At 71.2% G+C, this 14,309-nt stretch carries 14 protein-coding genes; 9 read left to right on the top strand and 5 right to left on the bottom strand.

The genetic code is table 11. The features are described from left to right. Positions 1-328: 328 nt before the first annotated feature. From ACFYYW_RS09130 to ACFYYW_RS09110, 5 genes are read left to right on the top strand one after another with little or no spacing between them, the layout of a single operon-like run. A complete protein-coding gene (locus ACFYYW_RS09130; RefSeq protein WP_352323386.1) occupies positions 329-697 on the top strand; it encodes a DUF3499 domain-containing protein in 369 nt (122 codons plus the stop codon). Positions 698-738: 41 nt separating this feature from the next. Beyond that, a complete protein-coding gene (locus tag ACFYYW_RS09125; RefSeq protein ID WP_352323387.1) occupies positions 739-2,088 on the top strand; it encodes a phosphomannomutase/phosphoglucomutase in 1,350 nt (449 codons plus the stop codon). After that, positions 2,085-2,252 carry a Trm112 family protein gene (locus tag ACFYYW_RS09120; RefSeq protein ID WP_352323388.1) on the top strand — a complete coding sequence of 56 codons (168 nt, stop codon included), beginning with the start codon at positions 2,085-2,087 and terminating at the stop codon, positions 2,250-2,252. Before ACFYYW_RS09125 ends, ACFYYW_RS09120 begins: the two co-directional genes overlap by 4 nt. After that, the gene (locus ACFYYW_RS09115; protein WP_387646726.1) at positions 2,249-3,355 is read left to right on the top strand and encodes an SIS domain-containing protein; all 1,107 of its coding nucleotides are present in this window, start codon (positions 2,249-2,251) and stop codon (positions 3,353-3,355) included. The genes ACFYYW_RS09120 and ACFYYW_RS09115 overlap by 4 nt, the downstream gene beginning before the upstream one ends. 50 nt (positions 3,356-3,405) lie before the next feature. Beyond that, positions 3,406-4,332: a cation diffusion facilitator family transporter gene (locus tag ACFYYW_RS09110; protein ID WP_387646723.1), complete on the top strand. Its 927-nt coding sequence runs from the start codon at positions 3,406-3,408 to the stop codon at positions 4,330-4,332. 3 nt (positions 4,333-4,335) lie between these two features. On the opposite strand, the gene ACFYYW_RS09105 is transcribed toward ACFYYW_RS09110, so the two are convergent. Continuing rightward, a complete protein-coding gene (locus tag ACFYYW_RS09105) occupies positions 4,336-4,671 on the bottom strand; it encodes a MerR family DNA-binding transcriptional regulator (RefSeq protein WP_352323391.1) in 336 nt (111 codons plus the stop codon). A gap of 102 nt (positions 4,672-4,773) precedes the next feature. On the opposite strand from ACFYYW_RS09105, the gene ahcY reads away from it, so the two are divergent. Together ahcY and ACFYYW_RS09095 are read left to right on the top strand one after the other, a co-directional pair. Next, positions 4,774-6,201 carry an adenosylhomocysteinase gene (ahcY, locus tag ACFYYW_RS09100; protein ID WP_364389236.1) on the top strand — a complete coding sequence of 476 codons (1,428 nt, stop codon included), beginning with the start codon at positions 4,774-4,776 and terminating at the stop codon, positions 6,199-6,201. A gap of 62 nt (positions 6,202-6,263) precedes the next feature. Then, a complete protein-coding gene (locus ACFYYW_RS09095) occupies positions 6,264-7,499 on the top strand; it encodes an adenosylhomocysteinase (RefSeq protein ID WP_387646720.1) in 1,236 nt (411 codons plus the stop codon). 106 nt (positions 7,500-7,605) lie between these two features. On the opposite strand, the gene ACFYYW_RS09090 is transcribed toward ACFYYW_RS09095, so the two are convergent. Next, entirely contained in the window at positions 7,606-8,238 is a 633-nt protein-coding gene (locus ACFYYW_RS09090; protein ID WP_352330631.1) for a DUF305 domain-containing protein, read from the bottom strand. Between the two features lie 168 nt (positions 8,239-8,406). Here ACFYYW_RS09090 and ACFYYW_RS09085 point away from each other — a divergent pair, with 168 nt between their 5' ends. Further along, positions 8,407-9,813, top strand: a complete 1,407-nt coding sequence (locus ACFYYW_RS09085) for a hypothetical protein (protein WP_364413558.1) — start codon at positions 8,407-8,409, stop codon at positions 9,811-9,813. 27 nt (positions 9,814-9,840) lie between these two features. On the opposite strand, the gene ACFYYW_RS09080 is transcribed toward ACFYYW_RS09085, so the two are convergent. Then, positions 9,841-10,842, bottom strand: a complete 1,002-nt coding sequence (locus ACFYYW_RS09080) for an RDD family protein (protein WP_387646717.1) — start codon at positions 10,840-10,842, stop codon at positions 9,841-9,843. A gap of 51 nt (positions 10,843-10,893) precedes the next feature. Between ACFYYW_RS09080 and ACFYYW_RS09075 the strand changes: the two genes are divergently transcribed. Then, positions 10,894-11,886 (top strand): stage II sporulation protein M, encoded by a 993-nt coding sequence (locus ACFYYW_RS09075; RefSeq protein WP_352330660.1) that lies wholly within the window; start codon positions 10,894-10,896, stop codon positions 11,884-11,886. 28 nt (positions 11,887-11,914) lie between these two features. Here ACFYYW_RS09075 and ACFYYW_RS09070 read toward each other — a convergent pair whose 3' ends face one another. Both ACFYYW_RS09070 and ACFYYW_RS09065 read right to left on the bottom strand, forming a co-directional pair. Next, positions 11,915-13,288 carry a DUF58 domain-containing protein gene (locus ACFYYW_RS09070; RefSeq protein ID WP_387646715.1) on the bottom strand — a complete coding sequence of 458 codons (1,374 nt, stop codon included), beginning with the start codon at positions 13,286-13,288 and terminating at the stop codon, positions 11,915-11,917. Positions 13,289-13,343: 55 nt separating this feature from the next. After that, positions 13,344-14,300, bottom strand: a complete 957-nt coding sequence (locus ACFYYW_RS09065) for a MoxR family ATPase (protein WP_364389231.1) — start codon at positions 14,298-14,300, stop codon at positions 13,344-13,346. Positions 14,301-14,309 lie beyond the last annotated feature (9 nt).

Below are 14,309 nucleotides of genomic sequence, written 5' to 3'. Positions count from 1 at the left end.
CTTTGGAGTCACCGACCAAGTGTAAGGGCACCCGCCCGCGAACCCCCGGAACCCCCGCCCGCGTCGCCGCCGTCGCGGTTCCGGCGGACGCACCCGCGCCCGGCTGCCCGTTCCGGCTGGTCACCGGCCCCGGTCGCCGATCAAGGAATCCGGAAAGTACGGCGCGACCGGTGTGGCGTCAGCGGCGAGAGGGCAAGGTTGTCCCTCAGGCGCGCGCATCGGCGCATGTGGGTGGAAAGCCTGCGACAGGTGTCCGAATTGTGGCGACACGCTCGTTAAGAGCGCTCAGATAGTGGCGCCTCGCACTCTTACCAGATACGGTCCCTCCGTGAGCCCCGTCCGCCGCTGTTCCCGCACCGCTTGCAGCCAGCCTGCCGTCTTCACGCTCACGTACGTATACGCCGACTCGACCGCAGTTCTCGGCCCTCTGGCGACGTACGCCGAGCCACACTGTTACGACCTGTGCGCCGAACACGCCGAGCGGCTGACCGCTCCCCGCGGCTGGGAGGTCGTCCGGCTCCCCACCGACGGCAACTCCCCCAGCTCAGACGACCTGGAGGCGCTGGCCAACGCGGTCAGGGAAGCCGCCAGGCCCACTCCGTCCGGCAGCGGCGAGCCGGTCGGCCAAGGGGTCGAGGTCGGGCGCAGGGGCCACCTGCGCGTTCTCCGGTCGGCCCAGCAGCACCGCGACCGGTAGGCTCGTTCACACGACAAACGACCTAGGGGCGGAGCTGGAGAGTGGGCGACCTCGCCAAGATCTTCAAAGCGTACGACGTTCGCGGGGTGGTTCCCGACGAGCTCGACGAGCCGATCGCCGAGGCCGTGGGTGCGGCGTTCGTCGAGGTGACCGGAGCCGCGTCCGTCGTGGTCGCCCATGACATGCGAGAGTCCTCCGTGCCGCTGGCCGAGGCGTTCGTCAGGGGCGCTCGCTCGCGCGGCGCCGACGTCGTGTTCGCCGGGCTCGGCTCCACCGACCTGCTCTACTACGCCAGCGGCAGCCTGGGCCTGCCCGGCGTGATGTTCACCGCCAGCCACAACCCGGCCCGCTACAACGGCATGAAGATGTGCCGCGCCGGCGCGGTGCCGATCGGCGGCGAGACCGGCCTGACCGAGATCCGCGACCGCGCGGCCGAGCTGCTGGGCGCCCCCGCCACCCCCACCGGGTCGCTGATCGAGAAGGACCTGCTGTCCGGCTACGCCGCCCACCTGCGCTCGCTGGTCGACCTGTCGGCGATCCGGCCGCTCAAGGTCGTCGCCGACGCCGGCAACGGCATGGCCGGCCACACCGTCCCGGCCGTGTTCGAGGGCCTGCCGCTGGAGCTGGTCCCGCTCTACTTCGAGCTCGACGGCAGCTTCCCCAACCACGAGGCCAACCCGCTGGAGCCGCAGAACCTCCTCGACGTGCAGCGGGCCGTCGTCGAGAGCGGCGCCGACCTGGGCCTCGCCTTCGACGGCGACGCCGACCGCTGCTGGGTGGTCGACGAGCGCGGCGCGTCCGTCTCGCCGTCGGCCGTCACCGCCCTGGTCGCCACCCGCGAGCTGGCCAAGGACCCCGGCGGCACGATCATCCACAACGTGATCACCTCGCTCGGCGTGCCGGAGATCGTCCGCGAGCACGGCGGCACGCCCGTGCGCACCCGCGTCGGCCACTCCTTCATCAAGGCGGAGATGGCCCGCACCGGCGCGATCTTCGGCGGCGAGCACTCCGCCCACTACTACTTCCGCGACTTCTGGTTCGCCGACTCGGGCCTGCTCGCCGCGATGCACGTGCTGGCCGCGCTCGGCGAGCAGGAGCGCCCGTTGTCCCAGGTGGTGGCGGCCTACTCGCGCTACCACGCCTCCGGCGAGCTCAACAGCGCGGTCGCCGACCAGGGTGCGGCGCTGGCGCTCGTCCGCGCGGCCTTCGCGGGCCGCGGCGAGGTCGACGAGCTCGACGGCCTGACGATCACCGGCCCCGACTGGTGGTTCAACCTGCGCGCGTCCAACACCGAGCCGCTCCTCAGGCTGAACGCCGAGGCGGCCGACGAGAGCAAGATGAAGGCGATCAAGGACGAGGTCCTCGCCATCGTGGGAAGGGTGTCACTGTGAAGATCGACGACTGGCTGCTGGAGATCCTGGCCTGCCCGGCCTGCAAGGCGCCCCTGCGCGCCGAGGCCGAGACCGAGGAGCTGGTCTGCACGGACTGCGGTCTGATCTACCCCGTGCGCGACGACATCCCCGTCCTGCTGGTCGATGAGGCAAGGAAGCCGTGACCTGGGAGCCCGGGCGGCTCGATGACCAGCAACACCTCTCCGCGGCCGATCCGGGCGGCATGCTGCTCGCGGTCGCGGCCTCGGCCGCCCAGGTGCGCACGGGTCACCGTGCCGCGGTCGAGGCCGGCGTCGACCGGCTGTCCGCCCAGGGCCGGCCGCGGGCCGTCGTGGTCGCGGGCATGGGCACGGCGGGCCTGACCGGAGACATCCTCGCGGCGGTGTGCGGCAACGGCGTGCCGGTGCCGATCGTGACGTTGCGGTCCTACCAGCTGCCGGGCTGGGTCGGCGCGACCGACCTGGTCATCGCCGTCTCCGCCACCGGCGACGACGACGAGACGGTCTCCGTCGCCGTCCAGGCCGTCCGGCGGGGCTGCGGGCTGCTGGCCGTGTGCCCGCCGGGCTCGCCGCTGGAGGCCGTGGCCGTGCAGGCGTCGGCGATCCATGTCCCGGTGCGGGTCGAGGGGCAGCCGAGGTCGGGGCTGTGGCTGCTGACGGTCCCGGTGATCGTGGCCGCGTCCGCGCTCGGGCTGGTCACGGCCGAGCCCGAGGTTTTCGAGCGGGTGGCCGCGATCCTGGAGGACATCGCCAACCGCTGCCGTCCCTCCAGCGAGTCCTTCGTCAATCCGGGCAAGTCCCTGGCCATGGACCTGGCCGAGAGCATTCCGATGATCTGGGGTTCCTCGCCGGTGGCCTGCGCGGCGGCGTACCGGCTGGCCTGCCAGCTCAACGAGACGGGCAAGTACCCCGCGGTCTTCGGCCAGTTGCCCGAGGCGGCCCACAACCAGGTGGCGGCCCTGGAGGGGCCGCTGGCCGAGCGGGACATCTTCGCCGACGAGGCCGGGCCGACGCTCAGGCTCGTCATGCTGCGCGACGTCGAGGAACATCCGCAGGTCACGCGGCAGCGCGAGGTGTCGCTGCGGCTCGCCCACGACCGTGACGTGCCGGTCAGCGAGCTGACCGCGGAGGGCGTGCATCCGCTCGAACGGCTGGCCACGCTCGTGGGCCTGGCCGACTACGCCGCCACCTACCTGGCCCTCGGTTACGCCGTCGATCCGACGCCTGTGGCCACGATCACTGAGCTTCGGGCCAGGATTTCGCAATAGGATCCCATGTCAGGTCTTATTTAGGTGATCTTTATGAGCGGAGACGTCCGGTGAGCGCGAGTGGTGGCACGAAGGCAATCATTGCGGCGCTGAGCGCCAACCTGGCGATCGCGGTGTCGAAGTTCGTGGCGGCGTTCTTCACCGGGTCGTCCTCGATGCTGGCCGAGGGCATCCACTCGGTCGCCGACTCGGGCAACCAGCTCCTGCTGCTGATCGGCGGGAAACGGGCCCAGCGGGCCAGCGACAAGACCCACCCCTTCGGCTACGGGCGCGAGCGGTACTTCTACGCGTTCGTGGTCGCCGTCGTGCTGTTCACGATCGGCGCGGTCTTCTCCATCTACGAGGGCTGGCACAAGATCGCCCAACCGGCCAAGGTCGAGTCGCCCATCTGGGCGTTCGCGGTGCTGATCTTCGCGATCATCGCCGAGGGCTTCTCCTTCCGTACGGCGATCAAGGAGTCCAACCCGCTGCGCGGCAAGCAGTCGTGGGTCGCCTTCATCCGCCGGTCGAAGTCGCCCGAGCTGCCCGTCATCCTGCTGGAGGACCTGGGCGCGCTGCTCGGCCTGATCTTCGCGCTGTTCGGCGTGACGATGGCCGTCATCACCGGCGACGGCGTCTGGGACGGCATCGGCACCCTCATGATCGGCGTGCTGCTGGCGATCATCGCGGTCGTGCTGGCCGTCGAGACCAAGTCGCTGCTGCTCGGCGAGGGCGCCTCGCCCGAGGTCGAGGAGCAGATCCGGGCCGCGCTGGAGGGCGCGCCCGAGGTGGCCAGGATCATCCACATGCGCACGCTGCACCTCGGCCCCGAGGAGCTGCTGGTGGCCGCCAAGATCGCGGTCGAGCACGACGACACGGCCGGCGAGGTGGCCCGCGGCATCGACGAGGCCGAGCGGCGCATCCGCGACGCCGTGCCGATCGCGCGGGTGATCTACCTGGAGCCCGACCTCGACCGGCTGCGCACGACGGCGAGCTGACACTCAGCCCTGGGGCCGTAGGAGCCTCAGGGCTTTCTCCTTCTCGAAGTCCAAGGCCCGGCGCGGCACCTGGATGCGGCCGATGCGCACGCCCAGGTCGCGCACGGCCGCCGCCACCTGCGGCTCGCTCAGCACGCGCAACGCGAAGGCCAGCTCGGCGGGCGAGACGTCGAACCGTTTCTCCAGCTCCACCCCCTGCGCCACGGCGGCCAGCTCCTCGGGCCCGAACCTGCGGTGCGCGCCCCGCTCCCGGACCGGCGGCAGCAGGCCCAGCGCCTCCCGGTATCGGAGCATTCGTGGGGACATGCCGAGCCGCTTGGCTGCTTCCGTGATGCGCATCCTTACATTCTTACGTCAGTTTCGCTGTCTCGGAGATGCGGGGCCGCCCGAGCGCCGCCTAAACTCGTCGGCGACAGCAATCGTGACGCGAGGGGAATCCCGATGGACTTCAAGGTCGCCGACCTTTCACTTGCCGACTTCGGCCGTAAGGAGATCCGGCTCGCCGAGCACGAGATGCCCGGCCTCATGGCGATCCGCAAGGAATACGCGGCCTCCCAGCCCCTGCGCGGCGCGAAGATCATGGGCTCGCTGCACATGACGATCCAGACGGCCGTGCTCATCGAGACGCTGGTCGCGCTCGGCGCCGAGGTCCGCTGGGTCAGCTGCAACATCTTCTCCACCCAGGACCACGCCGCCGCCGCGGTCGTCGTCGGCCCCGAGGGCACCGTCGACGACCCGAAGGGCGTCCCCGTGTTCGCCTGGAAGGGCGAGACGCTGGAGGAGTACTGGTGGTGCACCGAGCAGGCCCTCACCTGGCCCGGTGGTGACGCCCCCAACATGATCCTCGACGACGGCGGCGACGCCACGCTCCTCGTGCACAAGGGCGCCGAGTACGAGAAGGCCGGGGCCGTGCCCCCCGCCGGCGCCGACGACCCGGAGGAGTGGCACGTCATCATCGACCTGCTCACCCGCACGGTCGGCGAGGACAAGCGCTGGACGCGCATCGCCGAGAGCATCAAGGGCGTGACCGAGGAGACCACCACCGGCGTGCACCGTCTCTACGAGATGCACAAGAACGGCCAGCTCCTCTTCCCGGCGATCAACGTCAACGACTCGGTCACCAAGTCCAAGTTCGACAACAAGTACGGCTGCCGTCACTCCGTCATCGACGGCCTCAACCGCGCCACCGACGTGCTCATCGGCGGCAAGGTGGCCGTGGTCTGCGGCTACGGCGACGTCGGCAAGGGCTGTGCCGACGCGCTGCGCGGCCAGGGCGCCCGGGTCATCGTCACCGAGATCGACCCGATCTGCGCCCTCCAGGCGGCCATGGACGGCTTCCAGGTCACCACGCTGGAGGACGTCGTCGGCATCGCCGACATCTTCGTCACCGCCACCGGCAACTTCAACATCATCACCGCCGAGCACATGGCGAAGATGAAGCACCAGGCGATCGTCTCCAACATCGGCCACTTCGACAACGAGATCGACATGGCCGGCCTGGCCAAGCTGCCCGGCATCGAGCGCATCACCATCAAGCCGCAGGTCGACGAGTGGGTCTTCGCCGACGGCCACTCCATCATCGTGCTGGCCGAGGGCCGCCTGATGAACCTGGGCTGCGCCACCGGCCACCCCAGCTTCGTCATGTCCAACTCCTTCACCAACCAGGTGATCGCGCAGATCGAGCTGTTCACCAAGACGGCCGAGTACCCGATCGGCGTCTACACGCTGCCCAAGCACCTCGACGAGAAGGTCGCCCGCCTTCACCTCGACGCGCTCGGCGTCAAGCTCACCGAGCTGACCAAGGAGCAGGCGTCCTACATCGGCGTGCACGTCGAGGGCCCGTACAAGTCCGACCACTACCGCTACTGATCGGCTGGGCGGCTCCGGGAGGGGGCCCTCCCGGAGCCGTTCTTTTTCGCGAGGGGCTGGGCATGGATCTCTGGGAAAGCGGCGAGCGGCAGATCTCCTGGGCCGCGCGCTCGATGCCGGTGCTGACCGCCATCGGCGAGCGGTTCGCGATCGAACGCCCGCTCGACGGGCTCAAGATCGCGGCCTGCCTGCACGTCACCGCAGAGACGGCCGTGCTCATGGGCGCGTTGAAGGCGGGCGGCGCCGAGATAGCGCTGGCCGCCTCCAACCCGCTGTCCACCCAGGACGACGTGGCCGAGGCCCTGCGCGCGTACGGCATCGCCGTGCACGCCCGGGCCGGGGTCGATCGCGCCACCTACTACCTGCACATCCACCAGGCCCTCGACCTCGGGCCCGACCTCGTGCTCGACGACGGCTGCGACCTGGTGAACATCCTGCACACCGAGCGCACCGACCTGCTCGAAGGCGTGAGCGGAGGGTGCGAGGAGACCACCACCGGCATCATCCGGCTGCGGCAGATGGCGGCCGAGCAGGCGCTGCGCTTCCCGGTCGTGGCCGTCAACGACACCCGGACGAAGCGCATGTTCGACAACCGGTACGGCACCGGGCAGTCCACCCTCGACGGGATCATGCGCGCCACCAACACCATGCTCGCCGGCCGTACGGTCGTGGTGGCCGGGTTCGGGTTCTGCGGGCGCGGCGTGGCCGAACGGGCCAAGGGGCTCGGCGCCCGGGTCGTCGTCACCGAGATCGACGCCGTCAAGGCCCTCGACGCCACCCTGCAGGGTTACGAGGTGCGTCCCATGGCCGAGGCGGCGATGGTCGGCGACCTGTTCGTCACCGTGACGGGCAACCGGGACGTCATCAGGGCCGAGCACCTGTCGGTGATGAAGGACGGCGCGATCCTGGCCAACGCCGGCCACTTCGACGTCGAGATCGACGTGCGGGCCCTCGACGAGATGGCCTGCGAGGTGCACCGGGGGGTGCGCCCGAACACCGACGAGTACGTCATGCCCGATGGCAGCCGCCTGCTGCTGCTGGCCGAGGGCCGCCTGGTCAACCTGACCGCCGCCGAGGGCCATCCGGCGGCCGTCATGGACATGTCGTTCTCCGCGCAGGCGCTGGCCGTGGCCTGGCTGGCGGGGCAGCGGGCGGGCCTGCTGCCCGGCGTGTACGACGTGCCGGAGGAGATCGACCACGAGGTGGCCAAGCTCAAGCTGGCCGCCGCCGGCATCGGCATCGACACGCTGACCCCGGAGCAGGAGGACTACCTCCACTCCTGGCGAGTCGGCTCCTAGGAGACCAGAGCTTCCAGAAGACGAGAGCTCCCAGGAGACGAGAGCTCCCAGGAGGCCAGAGCTCCCGCGAGGCCAGAGCTCCTGGGAGGCTAGAGCTCCTGGGAGGCTAGAGGGCCGCCTGCATCTCCTGCATGCGGCGGATCTCGGCCGTCTGGGTGACGCTGACGTCCGTGGCCAGCTCCTCGATCTTGATGTGCGAGCCCGCGGTCAGGACCCGGTCGGACATCTCGAGGGCGCCCAGATGGTGTTTGATCATCAGCTCCAGGAACAGCCGGTCGAAGTCCTTGCCGGTGGCCGCCTTCAGCGCCGCCATCTGCTCGGGCGTGGCCATGCCGGGCATGTCGCCGTGCGCCGCGTGGTGGTCGGGCACCTTCTGGTCCTGCTCCTTGAGCCAGGTGGTCATGAACTGGATCTCCGGGCCCTGGGCCGTCTTGATCCGGTCGGCCAGGCCCTTGAGCTTGACCGAGTCCGCCCTGGTGGGAGCCAGGACCGCCATGTCGAGGGCCTGCCGGTGATGGACGATCATGTCCTGGACGTAGGTGATGTCGGCGGCGTTGGCCGTGGGCCCGGGGACGGCGGTGGCCGCCTCGCCCGGGGCCAGCGTGCGGGCCTGCTCGCCCGGACGGCCGGGGGCGAGCACCGGCGCGGTGGAGTCGGCCCGCGGCGCGGAGGACGCGCCGGAGGAGCAGCCGGACAGGGCAATCAGCGTGCCCGCGATGACGATGAGCGCGCCGCGCACTCGGCCTCCTGACTGGCTCGGGACGAGAATGCGGACTCTAGGCCATGTATCGCTCAAGCGAAAGAGGTCGAAACGGAACAAGATTTGACACATTGGACACTGGCCAGGTCCTGGGGGCGTGAGCGACGATGACGGAGATTTATGCCCCCTTTATAGGAGGACCACGGAGTGTTCACCCCCCGCAGGGCCCTCATCCTGGTCGCCGCCCTCGTGGCGGCAACGGGCGCCACACTGCCCGCCCAGGCTGCGGACATCCCGGCTCCCGGCGAGATCGTCATGAGCTCGAACATCACGCACGTCACGAACGTGCCCAAGCCACAGGCGCTGTCCGACATCCACACCGACATGGCCTTCCAGGGCGACTACGCCTTCGTCGGCAACTACTACGGCTTCTCGATCTACGACATCAAGCAGCCGAAGAAGACGTCGCTGGTGAGCTCGGTCGTGTGCCCCGGCGGCCAGATGGACATGTCGGTCTACGGCAACCTGCTGTTCGGGTCCGTCGACTCCTCGCGTAACAACGACTCGTGCAGCAGCACCTCCCAGAGCGCCTCCGTCAAGGAGTCGTGGGAGGGCATGCGCATCTTCGACGTGAGCGACAAGTCCAACCCCAAGTACGTCAAGTCGGTCGAGACCAACTGCGGCTCGCACACCAACACGCTGGTGCCCGGCCGCGACGGCAAGAACGTCTACATCTACGTCTCCTCCTACGGCCCCAACGCGAACTACCCGGACTGCAAGCCCCCGCACGACCTGATCTCGATCATCAAGGTCCCGCTGGACAACCCGGCCGGCGCGGCCGTCGTCGCGACGCCGAACCTGTTCCCCGACGGCGGCAACCCCGGTCTGCCGCTGCCGTACCCGAACGGCAAGTCGGCCACCACCGGCTGCCACGACATCACCGCCTACCCCGAGAAGGGCATCGCCGCGGGCGCCTGCATGGGCGAGGGCATCCTGCTCGACATCTCCGACCCCGAGCAGCCCAAGGTCACCGCGAAGGTGCGCGATGACGTGAACTTCGCGTTCTGGCACTCGGCCACGTTCAACAACGAGGGCACGAAGGTCGTCTTCACCGACGAGCTGGGCGGCGGCAGCCGGGCCACCTGCAACGCGGCCATCGGCCCGAACAAGGGCGCCAACGCCTACTACGACATCGTCGGCGGGCAGCTCGTGTTCAAGGGCTACTTCAAGATCGCCCGTCACCAGGCCGACACCGAGAACTGCGTCGCGCACAACGGCTCGCTGATCCCGGTCAAGGGCCGCGACGTCATGGTCCAGGCGTGGTACCAGGGCGGCATCTCGGTGGTGGACTTCACCGACTCCGCCCACCCGCAGGAGATCGCCTACTTCGAGCGCGGGCCGGACGAGACCGCTCCGCCGCTCGACGGCGGCTTCTGGTCGGCGTACTACTACAACGGCTACATCTACGGCTCGGACTTCAACCTGGGCCTGGACGTGCTCAAGCTCAACGACCCGCGGACGAACCAGGCCAACAGCGTCAAGATGGGCCTGCTGAACGCGCAGACGCAGGGCTCCTACCCCGAGCACGGGCGCGGCGTCCCCGGCGGCAACTGACCCCGCTGAAGGTCCCGCGCCGCCGGCTCACTGCGGCGGCGCGAACCCGCCCGGAGTCGCCTTCGGCGGCTCCGGCGCGGGCCCCGGCTGAGGCCGCTGCGGAGCTCCCTGCGGATGGGGCGCCTGCGGATACGGCTGCGGCGACGGGGCCTGCGGATGCGCCTGCGGGTACGGCCCCTGCTGCTGGTACGGCCCCTGCCGCGCAAACGGCCCCTGCTGCGCGGCGTACGACGGGTACGGCGCGTACGGCGTGGCCCGCGGCGCGGCGCCGGCTGCCAGGGCGGCCTGGCGCGCGAAGCGGGCCTCCTCCCGCCGCCGGCGCTCGGCCAGCACCGCGCTCAGGTACGCGTGCGGCGGCACCCCCGCGGGCGCGGCCGGCGACACGAAGGCCGCGGTCTGCGCCGCGATGCGCATCCCCATGTCGTGCTGGACCTGCGGCGTGAGGTCGTGCCAGCGCATCAGGTACTGGCGGGCGGCCTGCGCCACCTGCTCGGGAAGCTGGGAGAGCTCCAGGGAGGCGGCCCACGCGGCCAGCGGCGGCGGCATGAGGATGGCCTGCCCGCTCTCGCGCGGCCCCCGGTCGGAGATCACGATGGTCCCGGCGAAGACGTCGCCGAGCCGCTTGCCCCGCTGGGAGACCAGCGAGGAGATCAGCGCGGGCGCGCCGGAGAACATCCAGAACTCCACCAGCCCGGCCAGCCCGCGGAACAGCGCCTGCCGGAAACGTTCGGGGCTGCCGTCGTCGGCGACCACCCGCAGGCCGAGGGCCAGCTTGCCGAGGCTGCGCCCCCTGCTGAGGGTCTCGAAGAGCACCGGATAGCCGACCATGACCAGCACCAGCAGTACGATCATGGCCGCGCCGAACATGGCGCCGTCCGAGACGACCGCGAACGCGCCCAGCAGCATGTACGCGCCGATCAGCACGACGAGCTGCACCGTCATGTCGATGACGAGCGCCAGCGCCCGCGAGGGCATCTGGGCCACCCGCACCTCGACGACGACGGCGTCCCCGGTCACAACCTCTGACATATGTGGAGCCTAACGGCAATGCCGCACTGATCGAGCGGCCACAATGGTCGGGTGGACATCGATGCGTTCGTCACAGCACACCGCCCCGTCTGGGACCGGCTCGACCACCTGGTCAAGAACCGCTCCTCGCTGACCGGCGCGGAAGTGGACGAACTGGTCGACCTCTATCAGCGGGTGTCCACGCACCTGTCCATCGTGCGCTCCTCCTCCCGCGACGCGGTGCTGGCCGGACGGCTGTCGGCGCTGGTCGCCAGGGCCCGGTCGGCGGTGACCGGCGCGCACACGCCCGCCTGGCGGGAGCTGGTCCGCTTCTTCACCGTCTCCTTCCCCGTGGTGGCCTACCGGGCGCGGTGGTGGTGGCTGGCCGCGGCGCTGGCCAGCATCGCGGTCGCGTGGGTGCTGGGGGCCTGGGTGGCCGCCAACCCGGACGTGCAGGCGTCGATCGCCTCGCCGGACGAGATCGCACAGCTCGTCGACCACGACTTCGCCGACTACTACTCCGAGCACCCCGCCGCCTCCTTCGCCAGCCACGTGTGGGTCAACAACGCCTGGGTGTCGGCCCAGGTCATCATCTACGCCATCCTGCTCGGCATCCCCATCCCGTTCATCCTCTACAGCAACGCCGAGAACGTCGGCGTCTCGGCCGGGCTGATGGCCTCCAGGGGCAAGCTGGACATCTTCTTCGGCCTGATCACGCCGCACGGCCTGCTGGAGCTGACCGGCGTCTTCCTGGCCGCGGCCGTCGGCCTGCGCCTGGGCTGGACGGTGATCGACCCGGGGCCGCGCAGGCGGCTGGAGGCGCTGGCCGAGCAGGGCCGGGCGGTGATGAGCGTCGCGCTCGGGCTGGTCGTGGTGCTGTTCGTGTCGGGCCTGATCGAGGCGTTCGTGACGCCGTCCGGGCTGCCCACGGCCGTGCGGGTGGGCATCGGCGTGCTCGCCGAGGCGGCCTTCCTGGCGTACGTGATCGTCTTCGGCCGCCGGGCCCTGCGCGAGAACGAGACGGGCGACGTCGAACGCGCCCCCGACGTCGCCCCCACGGCCTAGCGGCCCCCAGTCCGAAGGCCCTCTTGGTCTAGAGCCGGCCCGCGGCCTTCAGCGCCAGGTAGGCGTCCGCCAGGGCGGGCGCGATGTCCTCGGGCGGCGCGTCCACGACCTCGACGCCGTGCCGGCGCAGCCGGGCCGTGATGCGCCGGCGCGCGAGCTGGGCCTGCTCGGCCGCCGCCGCGTCGTAGACCTCCTCGGTGCTGCCGCGCCTGGCCGCCATGGCCGCCACCCGCGGGTCGGACACGCCCGCGACCAGCACCAGGTGCCGCGAGGACAGCTGCGACAACACCGGCATCAGGCCCTCGTCGAGCGCCGCCGCGTTCAGGTCGGTGAGCAGCACGACCAGGCAGCGCCGTTTGGCCCGGGACAGGACGGCGGCCACCATGCCCTGCCCGTCGGCCTCGACCAGCTCGGCCTCGATCGGCGCCATCACGTTGACCAGCGACGACAGCAGCTCAGTACGGGACGCGCCGCTCACCCACGCGCGCACCGCCCGGTCGTAGGCCAGGAAGTCGACCTGGTCGCCCGCTCTGGCGGCGAGCGCGGCCAGCAGCAGCGCCGCGTCCATCGACCAGTCGAGCCGCGGCCAGCCGGGGGCGGGCCGCGGGTCGGGACGCACCAGCAGCCCCGGCCCCTGCGCGGCGGCCCCGGACAGCGGCACCGGCGCGTCGCCCACCCGGCCCGCCGACGTGCGGCCGGTGTCGAGCACGATCAGCACGCGCCGGTCGCGCTCCGGCCGCCAGGTGCGCACGACCACGTCGTTGCGGCGCGCCGTGGCCCGCCAGTCGATCGACCGCACGTCGTCGCCCACCACGTACTCGCGCAGCGAGTCGAACTCGGTGCCCTGCCCGCGCACCAGCGCCGGATGCCGGCCGTCGAGCTCGCGCAGCCGCGCCAGTCTGGACGGCAGGTGCTTGCGCGACAGGAACGGCGGCAGCACCCGTACCGACCAGGGCGAACGGTGGCTGCCCTGACGGGCGGCCAGCCCGAGCGGCCCGACCGAGCGCACGGTCACCGCCACCGACGAGCGGTCCCCGCGCCTGGTCGGGTTGAGCGTGACCACGATCCTGCGCCGCTCGCCGCCCGGCACGTCCAGCTCGGCGACCCGGGGGACGGCCCCGGCCGAGGGCGGCCAGGCGTCCCTGATCCGGCCACGCACCCGCCGGCGGCCCGGGTTCTCCACGATCAGCTCGACCGTGGCCGTCTGCCCCAGCCGTACGAGCGTGTCGCCGGAACGGTGGAACCGCAGGGGCCGCACGGCGCCCGCGAACACCAGGTCCACGATGATCGCGGCGGCCAGCAGCAGGCAGACCCCGGCCAGCGCGGCGCCGGGCTGCGGCGCGAGCAGCACGACCACGATCCCGGCCGCGGCGAGCAGCCCGGCGCGTCCCGTCAGAGCCATCGGCGCCTCCCGGCCGAGCCCGCCGCGGACCTCTCGCGTGCGTCGGAGCGGGCCATCAGCGCGGGACCGGGACCGAGGCCAGGATGCCGTCGAGCAGGCCGTCGGCGGTCGCTCCCTCCAGCTCGGCCTCGGGCCGCAGCTGGACGCGGTGCCGCAGCGCCGGCCTGGCCAGCGCCTTCACGTCGTCGGGCGTCACGTAGGGGCGCCCGGACAGCCACGCCCACGCCCTGGAGGCCGCCAGCAGCGCCGTCGCGCCACGCGGCGAGACGCCGAGCTGCAGCGACGCCGAGCTCCTGGTCGCGCGGGCCACGTCGACGATGTAGCCGAGCACCTCGGGGGCCACGTGCACCTGCGAGACCGCCGCGCGGCCGGCCGCCAGGTCCTCGGCCGTGGCCACGGCCTTGACGTCGGACAGGTCACGCGGGTCGAAGCCGCGCGCGTGCCGTTCGAGCACCGAGATCTCGTGCTCGCGCGGCGGCAGCGGCACGGTCAGCTTGAGCAGGAACCGGTCGAGCTGGGCCTCGGGGAGCTGGTAGGTGCCCTCGTACTCGACCGGGTTCTGGGTCGCGCAGACCACGAACGGGTCGGGCAGCGGACGGGCCGCGCCCTCCACGCTCACCTGCCGCTCCTCCATCGCCTCCAGCAGCGCCGCCTGCGTCTTGGGCGGGGTGCGGTTGATCTCGTCGGCGAGCAGCAGGTTCGTGAAGACCGGCCCCTCCCTGAACTCGAACTCGCTGCTCTTCGCGTCGTAGATCAGCGAGCCGGTCACGTCGCCCGGCATCAGGTCGGGCGTGAACTGCACGCGCTTGAAGTCGAGCGACAGGGCCGCTGAGAGAGTGCGCACCATCAACGTCTTGGCCACGCCCGGCACGCCTTCGAGCAGCACGTGCCCCCGGCACAGCAGGGCGATGACGAGCCCGGTGACCACGGCGTCCTGGCCGACCACGGCCTTGGACACCTCGGCCCGCAGCGCGCCGAGCGCCTCCCTGGCCGCCTCGCCCGAGGGGGCCACGCGGAAAGT

Source organism: Nonomuraea sp. NPDC001831 (genome assembly GCF_042892035.1).
Taxonomy (GTDB): Bacteria; Actinomycetota; Actinomycetes; order Streptosporangiales; family Streptosporangiaceae; genus Nonomuraea.
Note: the sequence above shows the minus strand (reverse complement) of the source record. Positions and strands in the feature narration are given on the sequence as shown.

Excerpts from the sequence above, each read along its gene's own strand:
- ACFYYW_RS09070 (WP_387646715.1), bottom strand. The coding sequence starts at position 13,288 with ATGGCTCTGACGGGACGCGCCGGGCTGCTCGCCGCGGCCGGGATCGTG.
- ACFYYW_RS09105 (WP_352323391.1), bottom strand. The coding sequence starts at position 4,671 with ATGCGCATCACGGAAGCAGCCAAGCGGCTCGGCATGTCCCCACGAATG.
- ACFYYW_RS09095 (WP_387646720.1), top strand. The coding sequence starts at position 6,264 with ATGGATCTCTGGGAAAGCGGCGAGCGGCAGATCTCCTGGGCCGCGCGC.
- ACFYYW_RS09080 (WP_387646717.1), bottom strand. The coding sequence starts at position 10,842 with ATGTCAGAGGTTGTGACCGGGGACGCCGTCGTCGTCGAGGTGCGGGTG.
- ahcY (WP_364389236.1), top strand. The coding sequence starts at position 4,774 with ATGGACTTCAAGGTCGCCGACCTTTCACTTGCCGACTTCGGCCGTAAG.